The organism is Streptomyces viridosporus T7A (genome assembly GCF_008704515.1).
GTDB classification, from domain to species: domain Bacteria; phylum Actinomycetota; class Actinomycetes; order Streptomycetales; family Streptomycetaceae; genus Streptomyces; species Streptomyces viridosporus.
On the sequence record NZ_CP023700.1, the window covers coordinates 5172496 to 5190441 of the forward strand.

Annotated in this window: 18 protein-coding genes and 1 pseudogene; 10 read left to right on the forward strand and 9 right to left on the reverse strand. The window is 72.6% G+C overall.

Features of this window, described 5'->3' with window-relative positions:
* The first annotated feature begins 54 nt into the window (after window positions 1–54).
* From CP969_RS24070 to CP969_RS24095, 6 genes and pseudogenes are all read left to right on the forward strand, one after another.
* Entirely contained in the window at window positions 55–1632 is a 1578-nt protein-coding gene (locus CP969_RS24070; protein ID WP_004984130.1) for an ABC transporter ATP-binding protein, read from the forward strand.
* Window positions 1632–2771 carry an ABC transporter permease gene (locus CP969_RS24075; protein WP_016824886.1) on the forward strand — a complete coding sequence of 380 codons (1140 nt, stop codon included), beginning with the start codon at window positions 1632–1634 and terminating at the stop codon, window positions 2769–2771. Before CP969_RS24070 ends, CP969_RS24075 begins: the two co-directional genes overlap by 1 nt.
* Entirely contained in the window at window positions 2768–4042 is a 1275-nt protein-coding gene (locus CP969_RS24080; protein ID WP_004984126.1) for an ABC transporter permease, read from the forward strand. The genes CP969_RS24075 and CP969_RS24080 overlap by 4 nt, the downstream gene beginning before the upstream one ends.
* Window positions 4039–4443: a cytidine deaminase gene (locus CP969_RS24085; protein ID WP_016824885.1), complete on the forward strand. Its 405-nt coding sequence runs from the start codon at window positions 4039–4041 to the stop codon at window positions 4441–4443. Before CP969_RS24080 ends, CP969_RS24085 begins: the two co-directional genes overlap by 4 nt.
* Before the next feature lie 89 nt (window positions 4444–4532).
* Window positions 4533–5810: a thymidine phosphorylase gene (locus CP969_RS24090; RefSeq protein WP_026084927.1), complete on the forward strand. Its 1278-nt coding sequence runs from the start codon at window positions 4533–4535 to the stop codon at window positions 5808–5810.
* Between the two features lie 106 nt (window positions 5811–5916).
* Window positions 5917–6372, forward strand: a pseudogene (locus CP969_RS24095) (Uma2 family endonuclease); the annotation flags it as partial.
* A gap of 8 nt (window positions 6373–6380) precedes the next feature.
* Here CP969_RS24095 and CP969_RS24100 read toward each other — a convergent pair.
* A complete protein-coding gene (locus CP969_RS24100) occupies window positions 6381–7301 on the reverse strand; it encodes an AEC family transporter (RefSeq protein ID WP_004984123.1) in 921 nt (306 codons plus the stop codon).
* Window positions 7302–7447: 146 nt separating this feature from the next.
* Here CP969_RS24100 and CP969_RS24105 point away from each other — a divergent pair, with 146 nt between their 5' ends.
* On the forward strand, window positions 7448–7837 hold the full coding sequence (locus CP969_RS24105; protein WP_144055253.1) for an STAS domain-containing protein: 390 nt from the start codon (window positions 7448–7450) through the stop codon (window positions 7835–7837).
* Here CP969_RS24105 and CP969_RS24110 read toward each other — a convergent pair.
* Complete coding sequence (locus CP969_RS24110) at window positions 7721–8734, reverse strand: sigma-70 family RNA polymerase sigma factor (RefSeq protein WP_016824882.1); 1014 nt, start codon at window positions 8732–8734, stop codon at window positions 7721–7723. The two genes, CP969_RS24105 and CP969_RS24110, sit on opposite strands and share 117 nt — an antisense overlap.
* 169 nt (window positions 8735–8903) lie before the next feature.
* On the reverse strand, window positions 8904–10271 hold the full coding sequence (locus CP969_RS24115; RefSeq protein WP_016824881.1) for an MFS transporter: 1368 nt from the start codon (window positions 10269–10271) through the stop codon (window positions 8904–8906).
* Window positions 10272–10334: 63 nt separating this feature from the next.
* On the opposite strand from CP969_RS24115, the gene CP969_RS24120 reads away from it, so the two are divergent.
* A complete protein-coding gene (locus CP969_RS24120; RefSeq protein WP_039830932.1) occupies window positions 10335–11288 on the forward strand; it encodes a LysR family transcriptional regulator in 954 nt (317 codons plus the stop codon).
* Between the two features lie 8 nt (window positions 11289–11296).
* Here the strand turns inward: CP969_RS24120 and CP969_RS24125 are convergent, their stop codons facing one another.
* Window positions 11297–12058: an alpha/beta hydrolase gene (locus tag CP969_RS24125; RefSeq protein ID WP_004984118.1), complete on the reverse strand. Its 762-nt coding sequence runs from the start codon at window positions 12056–12058 to the stop codon at window positions 11297–11299.
* A gap of 113 nt (window positions 12059–12171) precedes the next feature.
* Between CP969_RS24125 and CP969_RS24130 the strand changes: the two genes are divergently transcribed.
* Window positions 12172–13329, forward strand: a complete 1158-nt coding sequence (locus CP969_RS24130) for an adenosine deaminase (protein ID WP_016824878.1) — start codon at window positions 12172–12174, stop codon at window positions 13327–13329.
* 139 nt (window positions 13330–13468) lie between these two features.
* The gene (locus CP969_RS24135) at window positions 13469–13744 is read left to right on the forward strand and encodes a hypothetical protein (RefSeq protein ID WP_016824877.1); all 276 of its coding nucleotides are present in this window, start codon (window positions 13469–13471) and stop codon (window positions 13742–13744) included.
* A gap of 83 nt (window positions 13745–13827) precedes the next feature.
* Here CP969_RS24135 and CP969_RS24140 read toward each other — a convergent pair whose 3' ends face one another.
* The 5 genes from CP969_RS24140 to afsQ1 all read right to left on the reverse strand — a co-directional run bounded on the left by CP969_RS24140 (window position 13828) and on the right by afsQ1 (window position 17737).
* Window positions 13828–14028: a PspC domain-containing protein gene (locus CP969_RS24140; RefSeq protein ID WP_004984114.1), complete on the reverse strand. Its 201-nt coding sequence runs from the start codon at window positions 14026–14028 to the stop codon at window positions 13828–13830.
* Window positions 14029–14088: 60 nt separating this feature from the next.
* On the reverse strand, window positions 14089–14670 hold the full coding sequence (locus CP969_RS24145) for a VanZ family protein (RefSeq protein ID WP_016824876.1): 582 nt from the start codon (window positions 14668–14670) through the stop codon (window positions 14089–14091).
* A gap of 99 nt (window positions 14671–14769) precedes the next feature.
* Window positions 14770–15405 (reverse strand): hypothetical protein, encoded by a 636-nt coding sequence (locus CP969_RS24150; RefSeq protein ID WP_016824875.1) that lies wholly within the window; start codon window positions 15403–15405, stop codon window positions 14770–14772.
* Complete coding sequence (locus tag CP969_RS24155) at window positions 15402–17063, reverse strand: sensor histidine kinase (protein WP_004984111.1); 1662 nt, start codon at window positions 17061–17063, stop codon at window positions 15402–15404. Before CP969_RS24155 ends, CP969_RS24150 begins: the two co-directional genes overlap by 4 nt.
* A complete protein-coding gene (gene afsQ1, locus CP969_RS24160) occupies window positions 17060–17737 on the reverse strand; it encodes a two-component system response regulator AfsQ1 (RefSeq protein ID WP_004984110.1) in 678 nt (225 codons plus the stop codon). Before afsQ1 ends, CP969_RS24155 begins: the two co-directional genes overlap by 4 nt.
* Between the last annotated feature and the right edge of the window lie 209 nt (window positions 17738–17946).

The following is a 17946-nucleotide window of genomic DNA, read 5'->3' on the forward strand; positions in this document are numbered from 1 at the left end:
TGCGCCATCAACGCGTCCAGCAGCCCTCCGGCCGGAGCGGCGGTCAACGAACCGGTGACCGCCGTCGAACTCGCCGGGATCACGAAGCGTTTCCCGGGCGTCGTGGCCAACCACGACATCCACCTCACCGTCCGCAAGGGCACCGTCCACGCCCTCGTCGGCGAGAACGGCGCCGGCAAGTCGACGCTGATGAAGATCCTCTACGGCATGCAGAAGCCGGACGAGGGCACCATCGCGATCGACGGCGAGCAGGTCGCCTTCTCGTCGCCGGCCGACGCCATCGCCCGCGGCATCGGCATGGTGCACCAGCACTTCATGCTCGCCGACAACCTCACCGTCCTCGAGAACGTGGTGCTCGGCAGCGAGAAGCTGTACGGCATCGGCGCCAGGGCCCGGCGCAAGATCAAGGAGATCTCCGACCGCTACGGCCTCGGCGTCCGCCCCGACGTCCTGGTCGAGGAGCTCGGTGTCGCCGCCCGCCAACGCGTGGAGATCCTCAAGGTCCTCTACCGCGGTGCCACCACCCTGATCCTCGACGAGCCCACCGCCGTGCTGGTCCCGCAGGAGGTGGACGCCCTCTTCGAGAACCTCCGCGGGCTCAAGTCCGAGGGCCTGTCGGTCATCTTCATCTCCCACAAGCTGGGCGAGGTCCTCTCCGTCGCCGACGAGATCACCGTCATCCGCCGCGGCACCACGGTCGGCACCGCCGTCCCCGCCGAGACCACCCCCCGCCAGCTCGCGGAGATGATGGTCGGCAGCGAACTGCCCACCCCGGAGACGGCCGAGTCCACGGTCACCGACCGCCCGGTCGTCACCGTCGACAAGCTGCGCCTGGCGGCCCCCGGGGGCAAGGCCCTGCTCGACGACATCACCTTCACCATCCACGAGGGCGAGGTCCTGGGCATCGCCGGCGTCGAGGGCAACGGCCAGACCGAACTGGTCGACGCGCTCATCGGGCTCCGGCACGCCGACTCCGGCACCATCCGCTTCCTGGGCGAGGACATCACCGCGCTGCCCACCCGCAAGCGCCGCGAGCAGGGCATCGGCTACATCCCCGAGGACCGCCACCGCCACGGCCTGCTCCTGGAGGCCCCCCTCTGGGAGAACCGCATCCTCGGCCACGTCACCGAGAGGCCCAACGCCAAGGGCGTCTGGCTGGACCCGAAGGCCGCCCAGGAGGACACCCGCCGGATCGTGACGACGTACGACGTCCGCACCCCGGGCATCGACGTCACCGCGGCCTCCCTGTCCGGCGGCAACCAGCAGAAGCTGATCGTCGGCCGCGAGATGAGCCACGGGCCGCGCTTCCTGATCGCCGCCCACCCCACCCGCGGCGTGGACGTCGGCGCCCAGGCCGCCATCTGGGACCACATCCGCGAGGCCCGCCGCGAGGGCCTCGCCGTGCTGCTGATCTCCGCCGACCTGGACGAGCTGATCGGCCTGTCCGACACCCTCCGCGTGATCTACGACGGCAAGCTCGTCGCGGACGCCGACCCGGCCACCATCACCCCGGAGCAGCTCGGCACCGCCATGACCGGTGCGGCCTCCGGACACCTCGAACACGAAGAGACCCCCGAGACCTCGGCCGGCCCCTCCCGGTCCTCCGAGTCTCCGGAAGACGAGGCCCGCTGATGAAGAAGTTCGACAGGGAGCGCGTGCTCCTCGCAGTGGCCGGACCGGTCATCGCGCTCGCCGTGGCCTTCGTGCTGAGCGCGATCGTGCTGATCGCCTCCGGCAAGAACCCGGTCGAGCCGTTCGCCCTGATGTTCGAGCAGGCGACGTTCTCCGACATCCAGGTCCTGATCATCAACCAGGCCTCGATGTACTACATCGCGGCCCTCGCGGTGGCCATCGGCTTCCGGATGAACCTGTTCAACATCGGCGTCGACGGCCAGTACCAGCTCGCCGCCATGGCGGCCGCCATCGTCGGCGCCCACGCCGCCCTGCCGGCCGTCCTGCAGATCCCGCTGCTGCTGCTCACCGCCGTGCTCACCGGCGCCTTCTGGTCCGGCATCGCCGGTGTCCTCAAGGTCACCCGCGGCGTCAGCGAGGTCGTCGCGACGATCATGCTCAACGCGATCGCGACCTCCGTCATCGGCTACCTGTGGCTGCCGACCGTCTTCGGCGTCAAGGTCGGCAACAACAACACCACCGGCGAGATGAACGAGTCCGGCTGGGTCCCCGGCATCGACATGGGCGAGGCCGGCGAGATCTACGGCCTGGTGATCCTCGCCGTGCTGCTCGGCATCGGCTACTGGGTCGTCCTCAACCGCACCCGCTTCGGCTTCGACCTGCGCGCCTCCGGCGCCTCGGAGTCCGCCGCCGCGGCCAGCGGCGTCAGCCCCAAGCGCATGGTGCTCACCGCCATGCTGCTCTCGGGCGGCATCGCCGGACTCGCGGGCCTGCCGATCCTGCTCGGCGACACCCACACCTACAGCCTGAACTTCCCCACCGGCATCGGCTTCCTCGGCATCGGCATCGCCCTGCTCGGCCGCAACAGCCCGGTCGGCATCGCCTTCGCCGCCCTGCTGTGGGCCTGGCTCGACAAGGCCTCGCCCGAGCTGGACTTCCACGGCTACGACAAGGAGATCGCGGTCATCATGCAGGGCCTGATCGTCCTCTCCGTCGTCGTCTCCTACGAGGCCGTCCGCGAGTGGGGCCTGCGCCGCCAGCAGCGCCGGGTCGGCGCGGAACTCGCCGCGGGCCACGTCCTCGGCGGCGCCGGTGCCGGCACCGCCCACACCACCACGAAGGAGGTGGCCGGCCGATGACCGCTCCGACCACAGCGACCGACGTCAACCAGCCCTCGCTGCAGCCCGCGGCGCCGACCGGCCGCCGCATGTCGTGGCCCGTGCTGCTCCTGGTCATCGCCGGAGCCCTGGCCCTGACCTCGATCGTCCGCCTGATCACCGGCGCGGACGGCATCACCAACGTCAGCCAGATGTCCACCGCGCTCCAGCTCGCCGTCCCGATCGGCCTCGCCGGCCTCGGCGGCCTGTGGGCCGAGCGCGCCGGTGTCGTCAACATCGGCCTCGAGGGCATGATGATCCTCGGCACCTGGTTCGGCGCCTGGGCCGGCTTCCAGTGGGGCCCGTGGACCGGCGTCCTCGTCGGCCTCGCCGGCGGCGCGCTCGGCGGCCTGCTGCACGCCCTGGTCACCGTCACCTTCAACGTCAACCACATCGTCTCCGGTGTGGCGATCAACATCCTCGCCCTCGGCGCCACCCGCTACCTGGCCCCGCTGGCCTTCGAGGGCCACCAGGGCGGCTCCGCCAAGCAGTCCCCGGCGGTCGAGTCCCTCGGCAGCTTCACCGTGCCCGGCCTCTCCGACGCGCTGCGGGACCTCAACGACAAGGGCTGGTTCTTCGTCTCCGACATCGCGGGCCTGCTCGGCGGACTGGTCACCAACGTCTCCTGGCTGACCCTGATCGCCGTCGCGCTCATCCCCGCGACCTGGTGGATCCTGTGGCGCACCGCCTTCGGCCTGCGGCTGCGCTCCTGCGGCGAGAACCCGGTGGCCGCCGAGTCCCTCGGCGTCAACGTCTACAAGTACAAGTACCTCGCCGTGATCATCTCCGGCGCCCTGGCCGGCCTCGGCGGCGTCTTCCTGTCCATCGTGGCCAACCCCTTCTACCTGGAGGGCCAGACCAGCGGACGCGGCTACATCGGCCTCGCCGCGATGATCTTCGGCAACTGGATGCCGGGCGGCCTCGCCATCGGCGCCGGCCTCTTCGGCTACACCGACAGCCTCAACCTGCGCGGCGGCTCCGCCAACGTGCACGCCCTGCTGCTGCTCGGCGCGCTGCTGCTGGTCATCGGCGCGATCTGGCTGGCGGTCCGCAAGAAGTACGTCCACGCGGTGATCACCCTGGTCGTCGGCGCCCTCGTCTTCGCCTGGTACGCCGGCACCAACGAGGTCCCCAACCAGGTCGTCTCCGCCACGCCGTACGTCATCACCCTCGTCGTCCTCGCCCTGTCCGCCCAGCGGCTGAGGATGCCGAAGGCGGACGGCATGCCGTACCGGAAGGGACAGGGCAAGTGACCCCGCCCGCGACGGACGTCGACTGGGACGCGCTGCGCGCACTCGCCCGGGAGGCCATGACCCACGCCTACGCCCCCTACTCGGGCTACGCGGTCGGCGTCGCCGCCCTGGTCGACGACGGGCGCACGGTCTCCGGCTGCAACGTGGAGAACGCCAGCTACGGGATCGGCCTGTGCGCCGAGTGCGGACTGGTCTCCGAGCTGCAGCGCACCGGAGGCGGCCGGCTCACGCACTTCACCTGCGTGGACGGCAACGGTGAGATCCTCGTCCCGTGCGGCCGCTGCCGCCAGCTGCTGTACGAGTTCGGCGGCCCCGGACTGCTGCTGGAGACCCCGGCGGGCATCCTGCCGCTGTCGGAGATGCTGCCCCAGGCCTTCGGCCCGCAGCACCTCACCAAGTAACTCCCGAAACGGCCCCTCCGAGCGACCGCCACACCGTCGGCCGGAGGGGCCGTCCCCTTCTCACCCCGGAAGGAACGCCACCCATGGCCATGGACGCCATCTCCGTCATCCGCACCAAGCGGGACCGCGGCGAACTCAGCGACGAGCAGATCGACTGGGTCATCGACGCGTACACCCGTGGGGAGGTGGCCGACGAGCAGATGTCGGCCCTCGCGATGGCGATCCTCCTCAACGGCATGAACCGGAGCGAGATCGCCCGCTGGACGGCCGCGATGATCGCCTCCGGCGAGCGCATGGACTTCTCGTCCCTGTCCCGCCCCACCACCGACAAGCACTCCACGGGCGGCGTCGGTGACAAGATCACCCTCCCGCTGGCCCCGCTGGTCGCCGCCTGCGGCGCGGCCGTCCCCCAGCTGTCCGGCCGCGGCCTCGGCCACACCGGCGGCACGCTGGACAAGCTGGAGTCGATCCCCGGCTGGCGCGCCCTGCTCTCCAACGAGGAGATGCTGTCCGTGCTGGACGACGCCGGCGCGGTGATCTGCGCGGCGGGCGACGGCCTGGCCCCGGCCGACAAGAAGCTGTACGCCCTGCGCGACGTGACCGGCACGGTGGAGGCGATCCCGCTGATCGCCTCCTCGATCATGTCGAAGAAGATCGCCGAGGGCACGGGCGCGCTGGTCCTGGACGTGAAGGTCGGCTCGGGCGCCTTCATGAAGACGATCGAGGACGCGCGGGAGCTGGCGCGGACGATGGTCGGCCTGGGCACCGACCACGGTGTGCGGACCGTGGCCCTGCTCACCGACATGGCGACCCCGCTCGGCCTGACCGCCGGCAACGCGCTGGAGGTCCGCGAGTCGGTGGAGGTGCTGGCGGGCGGCGGCCCGGCGGACGTCGTCGAGCTGACCCTCGCCCTGGCCCGCGAGATGCTCGACGCCGCCGGACTGAAGGACGCCGACCCGGCGAAGGCCCTGGCCGACGGCTCCGCGATGGACGTCTGGCGCCGCATGATCACGGCCCAGGGCGGCGACCCGGACGCGCCCCTGCCGACGGCCCGCGAGCAGCACGTGGTGAAGGCGCCGGCCTCGGGCGTCCTCACCCGCCTGGACGCCTACGACGTCGGCGTCGCCGCCTGGCGCCTCGGCGCGGGCCGCGCCCGCAAGGAGGACCCGGTGCAGGCGGGCGCGGGCGTCGAGCTCCACGCCAAGCCCGGCGACCCGGTCACCGAGGGCCAGCCCCTGCTGACCCTGCACACGGACACCCCGGACCGCTTCGCGTACGCCCTGCAGGCGATCGAGGGCTCCTACGACATCGCCGCCCCCGGCACGGACTTCACGCCGTCGCCGGTGGTGCTGGAACGCATCGCCTGACCCGGGGTTTCCCCGATCGGGTGGACGGGACCGGTGGACCCCCACCGGTCCCGTTCGGCATGCTGGGACCGGTGACGCACCGATTGGAGAACCGCCGTGAGCGCATGCTCCCGCGTACCGTCACCATTTGATTGCTGAACGAATTCGGCGTCGCCTCCACTCCGTGATTCCCGATGACTGGGGATCTTCCAGACGCCGGCGATCTCGGTGCCTTCGCGCCTGGGCACGCTCATCCCGGATCTCGTGGTGGTTCCGAGGCGGGAGGACGCGGAGTCCGACCCCCACATCCCCGCCGCCCTCGCCGAACTCGTCGTCGAGGTGACCTGCAAGTCCAACGCGCGCCACGACCGCGTCGGCAAGCCCGCCGCCTGCGCCACCGCGGGCATCCCGTTCCACCTCCTCGTCGACCGCTGGGCCCCCGGACGGCCCGGTCGCGGTTCTCCACGGTGAGCCGAAGGGCGACGTCTACCGCCCCTTGAGCACCGCGAAGTTCGGCGAACCGATCAAGCTGCCCGCCCCCTTCGACCTCGTCATCGACACCGGCGAGTTCCCCGCGCCCTGAGACCCGGGTCACCCCAGCAACGCCGCCACCACCACCAGCACCGGCACCGACAGCACCGTCGACACCAGGATCGCCTCCCGGGCCAGCGTCCGGCCGACCCGGTAACTGCTCGCGTAGGTGAAGAGGTTCTGCGCGGCCGGCAGGGCCGACGTCACCACCACGTCCAGCAGGTGCGCCCCGCGCAGCCCGAAGACCCCCGCCGCCAGCGCCCAGGCCACCGCGGGCTGGACGAACGCCTTCAGCGCCACGGCGAGCAGCACCGGGCCCCGCTCACCGCCCCGCAGGGGCAGCGCGCTGCCGCGCAGCGAGATGCCGAAGGCGAGGAGGACCGCCGGAACCGCCATGTTGCCGATCAGCGTGACCGGGTCCATCACCGGACCGGGGAGCTCCACCCCGGCCGCCGCCACCGCCACCCCCGCCAGCGACCCCACCGCGATCGGATTGCGCAACGGCGTGAGCAGCCGCCGCCACAGCGGGCCCTTCGCGCCCGCGGTGGTCAGGTCGAGGACCGTCAGGGCCACCGGCGTGACCCCGACGAGCTGGAACAGCAGCACCGGCGCCACGAGGGAGGCGTCCCCCAGGACGTACACGGCGATCGGGATGCCGAGGTTGCCGGCGTTGACGTAGCCGGAGCACAGGGCGCCGATCGTGGTGCGGCCCGCGCCCCAGCGGCGTACGACACCCACCGCCACGAAGACGCCCGCCACCGCCGCCGTGCTCAGCGCCGTGACCAGGAGCCGGCCGGAGAAGACCACCGACAGGTCGGCCCTGGCGAGCGTGGTGAACAGCAGGGCCGGGGACGCCACGTGGAACGCGAGCGTGGTCAGGACCTCGCCGCCCTGCCCCCCGAGACGCCCCCGGCGGCCGAGGACGTAGCCGACGCCGATGACGACCGCGATCACGGCGAACCCGCTCAGGACCCCCTGCACGGCGGCTCCTCGCGGCAGCGAGCCGGACCGGACACCGCGGGTGGAGACGATCTTTGGCGCATACGGCCCACCCTCCGGGGAGGGCCGCGCCCGGTCAATGTGATCCTCGCGGCGCCCGCCGTGCCCCGCCCCCGCGGATCCCCGCGATGAGTTCCGCGCCCGCCCCCGGTCTACCGGTCGTGAATGCCATGACACCGCCCGTACTCGTGCTGCGCGGACCCGTCACCCGGGACGAGGTGAGCGGGCCCTGTGACGCGCTGCGGGCGCTGCTGGACGGGAGCGGTGCCGGCCCGGTCGTCGTGTGCGACGTGGGCGGGCTCGGGCCGCCCGGACTCGCCGCCGTGAACCTGCTCGCCCGGCTCCAGCTCACGGCACGGCGGGCCGGGGGCCGGATCCGGCTGCGCGATCCCTCGCCGGCCCTATGCGTCCTGCTCGACCTGGTCGGGCTCCGCTTCGAGGCGGAGGGGCAGCCCGAACAGCGGGAACCACCGCTCGGTGTCGAGGAAGCAGTGGAAACCGGTGATCCGGTCGCCTGAGACCTCCAGAGCCTGGACCGCCCACGGGACAAAGCCGCCGGCCTCCGGATCGGGCTTGTACTGCGCGAACCCGGGCAGGCCGTTGACCTGGACCGGCACCAGCCGCGAACCCGCGCAGGCGGCCCCCAGCGTGATCATGAAGCCCGTGATGTCCTCGGTGCCGGTCAGCCACAGGTCGAACGGCGGCATCGTCATGATGGCGTCCTCGTGCAGCAGCGCGGTCAGCGCCGACATGTCGTACCCCTCGAACGCCGCCACATAGCGCTCGAGCAGCTTCTGCTGCTCCTCGTCCAGCGGGTCGGAGACCGAGGCCTCGGCGCCCGGCTGCCGGCGCTCGGCGAGCGTCGCCCGGGCCCGCTGGAGCGCGCTGTTGACCGAGGCGACCGAGGTGTCGAGCAGTTCGGCGACCTCGCTCGCCCTCCAGGCCAGCACCTCGCGCAGGACCAGCACCGCCCGCTGCTTGGGCGGCAGCTGCTGCAGTGCGGCCATGAAGGCGAGCCGCACCGACTCCTTGGCGACCGCCGCCTCCGCCGGGTCGTCCGTCGTGGGCAGCACGCGCGCGTCGGGCACCGGCTCGAGCCAGGTGTGGTCCGGACGCGGCGAGAGGGCCGCCCGGGAGAGCGGCGTGGACTCCGTCAGGTCCATCGGCCGGGCGCGCTTCTTGCCGGCCGCCAGCATGTCCAGGCAGACGTTGGTCGCGATGCGGTACAGCCAGGAGCGCAGACTGGAGCGGCCCTCGAACCGGTCGAAGCTGCGCCAGGCGCGGATCATCGTGTCCTGCACCGCGTCCTCCGCCTCGAAGGAGGAGCCGAGCATCCGGTAGCAGTACCCGGTCAGTTCCACCCGGTGCGCCTCCAGCCGGGCGTCCAGGTCCGTCGTCGCCGTGCTGTTCGTCATCGTCCACCCACCCCTGTGGCTTCTTCCGTGGCGCACCATCGCACCCAGCACTTCGGAAGCTATCGCAGCCCACTGACAACGACCCCCCGAGCGCGCGGAAGCGCAGCTCAGGGGGAGTGTTCGGGGATCGGAACGACGACGTCCGCGTCATCGCGTCACCCGCGACGCCTCACGCGAGCGCGGGACGGCGTTCCGTGCGTTCCGCCCGCGCCGCCCGCGTGCCCAGCAGCGTGATGCCGGCGACCCCGGCCACCGCCACCAGGCCGACGCCCACCGTCCCGGCCCAGCCGCTCGAGTGGAAGGCGAGCGCGCCGACCGTGCTGCCCGCGCTGGAGCCGACGTAGTAGGCGGACTGGTACAGGGCGGAGGCCTGGGCGCGTCCCTCGGTGGCCGTCCTGCCGACCGCCGAGGACGCCACCGCGTGCCCCGCGAAGAAGCCCGCCGTGATCAGCACCAGCCCCAGCAGGACCAGGGGCAGGGAGCCGGCGAGGGAGAGCAGCAGGCCGGCCGCGGTGGTCCCGCCCGCCGCGTACAGCGCGCCCCGGCGGCCCAGGCGGCCCACCAGCCGCCCCGCCGCCGACGCCGAGACCGTGCCCACCAGGTAGACCAGGAAGATCGAACCGACGACGCCCTGGGGGAGCGAGAACGGGGCCTCGGTCAGGCGGTAGCCGATGACCGTGTAGACACCGCCGAACACCGTCATGAACAGCGCGCCGATCGCGTACAGGCGCCGCAGCAGCGGGTTGCCGAGGTGGCCGCGGACCGTGCGGACCAGCACGCGCGGGCGCAGCGAGCCCGGCCGGAAGTGCCGCGGCGCCGGCAGCAGCAGCCGGAAGGCCACCGCGCACGCCACCGCCACCGCGCCGATCACGCCGACGGCGACCCGCCAGCCCCACTCCTGCGCCACCCAGCCGGTGATGACCCGGCCGCTCATCCCGCCGACGCTGTTGCCCGCCACGAACAGCCCGATCGCGGTCACCAGCGCCTTGGGCGTGACCTCCTCCGCGAGGTACGCCGTCGCCGACGCGGGCAGCCCGGCCAGGGCCGCGCCCTGCAGCGCCCGCAGCGCCACCAGGACGCCCAGCGACGGCGCGAAGGGGACCAGCAGCCCGAGGGTCACCGCGACGGCCAGGGAGGCCGTCATGACCGTACGCCGTCCGTAGCGCTCCGACAGCGCGCTCATCGGCAGCACGAACAGCGCCAGGCCGCCGGTGGCCGCCGCCACCGTCCAGCTCGCGTCGCCCGCGCTCACGGCGAGGTCCCCGGAGATCAGCGGCAGCAGGGCCTGGGTGGAGTACAGCAGCGCGAAGGTCGCGACGCCCGCGAGGAACAGGGCGAGACTCATCCGGCGGTAGCCGGGGCCACCCGGGGACATCCGGGTCTCGGGAACGCCCTCGGAGCCGCCCGCGCAGGCGGAGGCGTCCGGGGAGGCGCCCGTGGGGACGGGCCGGGAACCGGTCGGGGAGACGGTCGGGGACGGGGGAGCGGATGCGAGGGCGCCCACGCCGGTGGGCGCCCCGGTACTGACGGGAGTCATGCCTCGAAGCTACGGACGCCCGTGCTCATCCGTCCAATGCACGGATTCGGCATAATCGTTCCCATGGTGCATCAGCGGAGTTCAGGGGAGTACCTGTCACCGTCCGGTGACACACAAGACATGGTGATGTTGCTGGCGCCGCGGCTCGCCCACTTCGCCGGCGTGGCCCGCACCGAGCACGTCACGCGCGCCGCCCGGGAGATGCAGGTGCCGCAGTCCACCCTCTCCCGCGCCCTGGTCCGCCTCGAAGAGGACCTGGGCGTCGACCTGTTCGCCCGCCACGGCCGCACCGTCTCCCTCACCCCGGCCGGCCACACCTTCCTCGTCTCCGTCGAGCGCGCCCTCGCCGAGATCGGGCGCGCCGCCGAGGAGGTCCGCGCCGACGCCGACCCCGCCACCGGCAAGGTCGCCTTCGGGTTCCTGCACACCATGGGCGCGGAGACCGTGCCGGGCCTGCTGCACGCCTTCCGCGCCGACCATCCGCGCATCCGCTTCAGCCTCGTGCAGAACTACGGCGAGGCCATGCTGGAGCGTCTGCGCGCGGGCGAACTCGACCTGTGCCTGACCTCCCCGGTCCCGGACGCCCCCGACCTCGTCGCCCGCCGCCTCGACGAGCAGAAGCTGCGCCTGGTCGTCCCCGCCGACCACCGCCTCGCCGGCCGCCGCCGCATCCGCCTCGCGGAGGCCGCCGACGACACCTTCGTGACCCTGGAACCCGGTTACGGCCTGCGTCGCATCACCGACGACCTCTGCGCCCGGGCCGGGTTCAGGCCCCGCATCGCCTTCGAGGGCGAGGAGGCCGAGACCCTGCGCGGTCTGGTGGCCGCGGGCCTGGGCGTCGCCCTCCTGCCGCCGCCGGCCGTCCCCCGGCCCGGGGTCGTGGAACTGAGCGTCACGGCGCCGAAGGCGGTCCGGGAGATCGGCGTGGCCTGGCTGGCGGGCCGCCCGGACACCCCGCCGGTGGCGGCCTTCAAGAAGTTCCTGCTCTCCAAGAGGGGCAACCTGCTCCCGGACTGACCGGCCCCCTACCGCCGCAGCGACTTCCCGAACCCCGCGGCCAGCGGCATCCGCAGCCCCAACGGCGGGGGCGCCGCCAGGGCGTCCTGCACCGGCCGCGAGAACGCCCGCCCGAACAGCGAGCCCATCACGAAGTCCTCGGACAGCGCCAGCACTTCGTCCCGGTACTGGGACAACCCGTGGCCGTCGGCGTGCACTTCGAACCGGCACACGTCCCGGTTCGCCTTCTTCGCCCGCGCCGCCAGCCGGAACGACAACTCCGGGTCGGTCCGGGCGTCGTGGGTGCCGTGCACGATCAGCACCCGCCGCCCGGCGAGCTGTTTCACCGGTTCGGGTGATGCCGCCACGTCCTCCTCGGGCAGCCAGGGGGCCAGCGCCAGCACGGAGGTGACGGCCTCGTGGCCGCCCGCGCGCAGCGCGGCCCGGCCGCCCATGCCGAGACCGGCCAGGCACACGGGGACGTCCCCGTAGCGCCGTACGACCTCGTCGGCGGCCCAGGCGGCGTCGCGCGCCAGATGCGCCTCGCTGCCGTTCCAGCCCCGGTAGCGGTAGTGGACGACATGGGTGGCGAGGCCCTCGTCCCGGCCCGCGCGGGTGAGGCGGCGCCCCAGGGCGCGGACGGACGCGGTCGCCATCACGGGGGACGGGCGGCGGCTGGAGACCTCGTCACCGCCGGGGAGCAGCAGCACCACGCCGCTCACCGCCGTCGGCTCCTGGCCGAGCGCCCTCCCCAGCCGGGCCCTGCGAACCGGCGTCGCTTGCTGTGCCATGACAGAACAGTGTCAGAAACACCGGTGTACGCCACCCGTTCGGGCGGTCACCGTTGCGTATCGACGGACGCGCGCACCGGGTGATCTACGCGCGTAGGAGTTAGAGTGCGGAGATGACGAGCCAGACCATCGCGAACACCCCGACCACGGACCAGATCCGCCGGGCGCCCAAGGTCCTGCTGCACGACCACCTCGACGGCGGACTGCGCCCCGGCACCGTCGTGGACCTGGCCCGGGAGACCGGCTACACCGGCCTGCCCGAGTCCGACCCCGACAAGCTCGCCCTCTGGTTCCACCAGGCCGCCGACTCCGGTTCCCTGGAGCGGTACCTGGAGACGTTCTCGCACACCGTCGGCGTCATGCAGACCCGCGAGGCCCTCGTCCGGGTCGCCGCCGAGTGCGCCGAGGACCTCGCCGAGGACGGTGTCGTCTACGCCGAGGTGCGCTACGCCCCCGAGCAGCACCTCGAGGGCGGGCTGACCCTCGAAGAGGTCGTCGAGGCGGTCAACGAGGGCTTCCGGCAGGGGGAGCGGCGCGCGAGGGAGAACGGCCACCGCATCCGGGTCGGCGCCCTGCTCACCGCGATGCGGCACGCCGCCCGCTCCCTGGAGATCGCCGAACTCGCCAACCGCTACCGGGACTCGGGCGTCGTCGGCTTCGACATCGCGGGCGCCGAGGCCGGTCACCCGCCCACCCGGCACCTCGACGCCTTCGAGTACCTCAAGCGCGAGAACAACCACTTCACCATCCACGCCGGAGAGGCGTTCGGGCTGCCGTCCATCTGGCAGGCGCTGCAGTGGTGCGGTGCCGACCGGCTCGGGCACGGGGTGCGCATCATCGACGACATCCACGTCCGCGACGACGGAACGGTGGAACTCGGCCGGCTCGCCTCCTACGTCCGGGACAAGCGCATCCCGCTGGAGCTGTGCCCCAGCTCCAACCTCCAGACCGGCGCGGCGGCCTCCTACGCCGAGCACCCCATCGGCCTGCTGCGCCGGCTGCACTTCCGGGTCACGGTGAACACCGACAACCGCCTCATGTCCCACACCGGCATGAGCCGGGAATTCGAGCACCTGGTCGACGCATTCGGTTACACGCTCGACGACATGCAGTGGTTCTCCGTCAATGCCATGAAATCAGCTTTCATTCCTTTCGATGAACGACTGGCCATGATCAATGACGTCATCAAGCCCGGATATGCCGAGCTGAAATCCGAATGGCTGTTCCGGCAGACTGCCTCCACCAGCGGATCTGTGGAATCGGGAGACTGACCGGGGGCGTTTTCGGGTGATGGTGGTGAGGGCGGTGTTCGCATTCCGTCCGCATTTCCATGTTTGCGGTGGGAGGTCCCGCGTGTTTACGGTCGCGGGACCGCTCACATCCCCTCACCCCATTTCGAGGAAGCGTTTCATGAAGCAGTCTGCTGCCAAGACCCTCGGTGTCGCCGCCCTCGGTGCCGCCTTCGCCGTGGCCGGCGCCGGCGCCGCCAACGCGGCCCCGGCCGTCCCGGACACCGCTTCGGCGCTGGACACCGCCACCCGGGCCGTCCCGACGGAGAAGCTCTCCGGCGCGACGGCCGCCCAGCGGCCGGCTTCCGGGGAGCCGGCCGGCGGTCTGCTCGGCGGTCTGCCGCTGGAAAAGCTGCCCACGCAGGGCCTCAACCTCAACGGGCTCCCGCTCGGCTGACCCGGCCGGCCAGGCACACCGCCGATGGGGCGCCCCGGACCCGGGGCGCCCCATCGGCGTCCTCGGGGGAGGGGGTGCGGGTCCTACCAGGCGGTGCGTGTCCTGCTCTCCGAGGGCAGCAGGATCCACAGCGCGAGGTACAGCAGGAACTGCGGGCCCGGGAGCAGGCACGACGCCAGGAAGAGCACCCGCACCGTGGTCGCGGAGGTGCCGAAGCGCCGGGCCAGCGCGGCGCACACTCCGCCGATCACGCGGTTGTCGATGGGGCGGACGGGGCGGCTCATGGCGTCTCCTCGGTGGGCGGTGCGAGGCCTCCCTGTCGGCTGCCTCATCTGCCCTCCACGTTACGGAGACGAAGGGGGCAAAGCGTCACTCCACGGGGCGATCCCGACCCTGGGAATCGTCGGGGTGCGGCCCTGAGCCGGTTCCTCCTCGCGCACGGCCGTGAGGGACCGCCGCTCCGCCCGGCGGCGCAGCCGGGCGCGGCCCGCGGGCACCACGACGGCGTGCGCGAGCGCCGCGCCCGCGGTGTTCAGCAGCAGCGAGTCGACGTCCACCACCTGACCGGGCACCGAGGTCTGCAGCATCTCGACGGTCAGCGACAGCAGGGCGGTCGCGGCCGCGGTGCGCAGCAGCGAACCCAGCGGCGACACGGCCAGCCGGCCCCCGGCCACCGGCAGCAGTACGCCCAGCGGCGCGAGCAGCGCCAGCCCCTCGCCGACCCGGCGGACCCCCACCGTCCAGCCCAGCGCGAAGTCGGCCCGGAGGCCGTCGAAGGGACGCAGGTTGGTGGGCATCACCCAGGGAACGTCCAGGGGGCGCAGCGTGAACCAGGCGACGAACGCGAGGTACGCGGCCAGGAGGGCACCTCCCGCCACACGGATGCGGATCGCGGCGGTGCCGCCGACGGAGCCTTGACGCTGCACTCCCCCCTAGACGCGGCGTTCGGCGGGATCGGTTCCGGGACGTCCCCCGTCCGCCGGGTGAGGCGTGCGCCACAGTCCGGCACACCGGCGCGGCTCCCCCTAGGGGACGCCCACCGACGGGGGCTCCGCGCTGCCCGGACGGGTCCGGACCTCGTCCGTGCACTTGTAGCGGCGCGGTGGGGCCTCGTCGGGGCCGCCCAGGACGACCGAGCCGTCGCCCTCGGCCGCCGTCGAGTCGGAGAAGGTGCACACGATCTGCCCGAGCGCGGAGGAGGAGAGGCCGCCGGGCGCGGTGCTCAGCCGCAGCGTGTCCTCGGGGTCGTCGGGCCGGGGACCGCTCACGGTCGTCCCGCCGGGCACGCTCGTCGTGTAGCCGGTCGCCTTCTCGGCGGCCGACGGCCGCGCCGAGAGCTCGTCCAGCAGCCCCTGCGCCACCACCACGCGCCGTTTGGAGTCGGCCGCCCCGTCCGGCACCCGCACGGTCCGGTCGACGGCCACCAGCGACGAGCGGCACAGCAGGAACACCTGCACCTGCAGGCCCCGCTCCCCCTGCTGCGAGGCGTCCGGCCCGGCCGGCGAGCAACCCATCCGCGAGGGCGCCGGACCGAAGTCGGTCGGCACCTCGGTGGCCCGTATCCCGCACCCGGCGAGCAGGGCGCCGAGCGCCGTGACGGCGAACAGCCCCGGCAGGCGGCGCACGGCCGCCCGTCGCGCGGTGGTCCGTCGTATGTTCATCGGGCGCCCTCCTCGGCGCCCTCGCTCCGGGCTCCGCCGGTCTTCCCGGAGGGGTTCTCCCGGTCCTCCCGCACGTCCTGCGCCTCCGTGTCCCGTTCCGTCTCCGCGGACACGTCCCGGGGCAGGCGCAGGGTGAACACCGCGCCGCCCTCGGGAGAGTTGACCGCGGTGATCTCACCGCCGTGGATGTGGGCGTTCTCCAGCGCGATGGACAGGCCCAGACCGCTGCCCTCGGAACGCGGCCGGGACGCGCTGGCCTTGTAGAAGCGGTCGAAGACGTGCGGCAGGACCTCCTCGGGGATGCCGGGCCCGTGGTCCCGCACCTCGATGACCACCGCGTCCGGGCCCTCGTGGCCCTCCGCGCCGTCCACGCCCTTCGCGCACTCCCGCACCGACACCCGCACCGGCGAGCCGCCGTGCTTGAGCGCGTTGCCGATGAGGTTGGCCAGGATCACGTCCAGCCGGCGCGGGTCGATCCGGGCGTGGATGCCGCGCTCGGCGTCCAGCTCGACCGCGTCCAGCCAGGCGCGCGCGTCGATGCAGGCGGTGATCTGGTCGGCGACGTCGACGTCGTCGAGGACCAGGCGGGCGGTGCCCGCGTCGAAGCGGGTGACCTCCATCAGGTTCTCGACCAGGTCGTTCAGCCGCCGCGTCTCGCTGATCACGAGCCGTACGGCCGGCTCGATCATCGGGTCGATGCCGCCGCCCTCGAACTCCAGCTCCTCCTCCAGGACTTCGGTCACGGCCGTGATCGCGGTGAGCGGAGTGCGCAGCTCATGGCTCATGTCCGCCACGAACCGGCGGGACGCCTCGTCCCGCTCGGCCATGTCGGCCACCCGTTTCTCCAGCGCCTCCGCGGCCTTGTTGAACGTCCGCGACAGATCGGCCAGTTCGTCCGTCCCCGACACCCTGAGCCGGGTGTCCAGCTTGCCCTCGCCGAGCCGCCGGGCGGCCGTCCCGAGCCGCTGCACCGGCTTCAGCACGGTCGTGGCCAGGGCCTGGGCGAGCAGCGCGGAGCCGATCAGCGCGAGGCCGGTGGCGATCCCCAGCGACCAGGCCAGCGAGTTGAGGTCCTTGGCCTCCGGCTCCAGCGACTTCAGCATGTAGCCGGTCGGCCCGCCGCCGATCAGCCGCGTCCCCGCCACCAGGTACGGGGTGTCGCCGTCGACGATCCGCTGCCAGTACAGGCGGTACGGGTACTTGTTGCCCGCGGTGATCTTCTGCTGCTCGGTGACCGCCTCGCGCAGCGACACCGGGACGTCCCGCAGCGAGAAGCCGTTCAGCCCGCCGGAGCTGCCGTACACGGTCCGGCCCTCGGGGTTCTCGGCGACGAGCAGCACGGTGAAGCGCTGGCTGCTGTTCGCCATCTGACCCGCGGTGTGCTGCAGTTCGTCCTGCGTCGGGTGCTCGGGCAGCGCGCCCGCCCGGTTCTGCATCTCCTGCTCGAAGCCGCGCAGCACCGCGTCCTGGGCGCGGGTGAGCACGGCCTCGCGGTTGAGCCAGTACGCGATCCCGGACGCGGACACCGCGGCGGTGAGCGCCACCAGTGCGAAGACGACGACCAGCCGCAGGCGCAGGCTGGTGAACCGCAGCCGCGACCAGACTCCCCCGCGCGCCGCGGACCAGCCGCGGGACGTGCTTCGGTGTTCCTGTGTCACTGAGGCGGATCCAGCCGGTAGCCGACACCGCGCACGGTACGGATCAGCGTCGGGGACGACGGCACGTCCTCGACCTTGGCGCGCAGCCGCTGGACACAGGCGTCCACCAGGCGCGAGTCGCCCAGGTAGTCGTGCTCCCACACCAGCCGCAGCAACTGCTGCCGGGACAGCGCCTGGCCCGGCCGCCGGCTCAGCTCCAGCAGCAGCCGCAGCTCGGTCGGCGTCAGCTGGAGGTCCTCGCCGTTCTTCGTCACCGTCATCGCCGCGCGGTCGATGACCAGGCTGCCGAAGGACGCCGAGTCACTGGACTCGCGCTCGCCGCGCCGCAGCACGGCCCGGATCCGGGCGTCGAGGACCCGGCCCTGCACCGGTTTGACGACGTAGTCGTCGGCGCCGGACTCCAGCCCGACCACGACGTCGATGTCGTCGCTGCGCGCGGTCAGCAGGATGATCGGCAGCTGGTCCGTGCGCCGGATGCGCCGGCACACCTCGAACCCGTCGATGCCGGGCAGCATCACGTCCAGCACGATCAGATCCGGCCGTTGCTCGCGCAGCAGTTTCAGACCGTCCTCTCCGCTGGCAGCGGTCGCCACCCGGTGTCCCTGGCGCGTCAGGGAGAGCTCCAGGGCCGTACGGATGGCGTCGTCGTCCTCGATCAGCAACAGGGAAGGCACGGGCTCATTCTGGCCCATGGAGGCCTCCCGGTTCGACCCGTGGACGCAGATGCCCCTCGGGCCCGCATACGGGGCCTACGTGCACCGACGCCCGTGAAGGATCCGTGCCCGTGCCGTGGACGACCTCTGTGACACGTCTGTGACAGTCGGCGGACACGGCCATGAAGTCCCCCGGGCAGGATTTTCGGCACAAGGCAGGACCGCAAGGA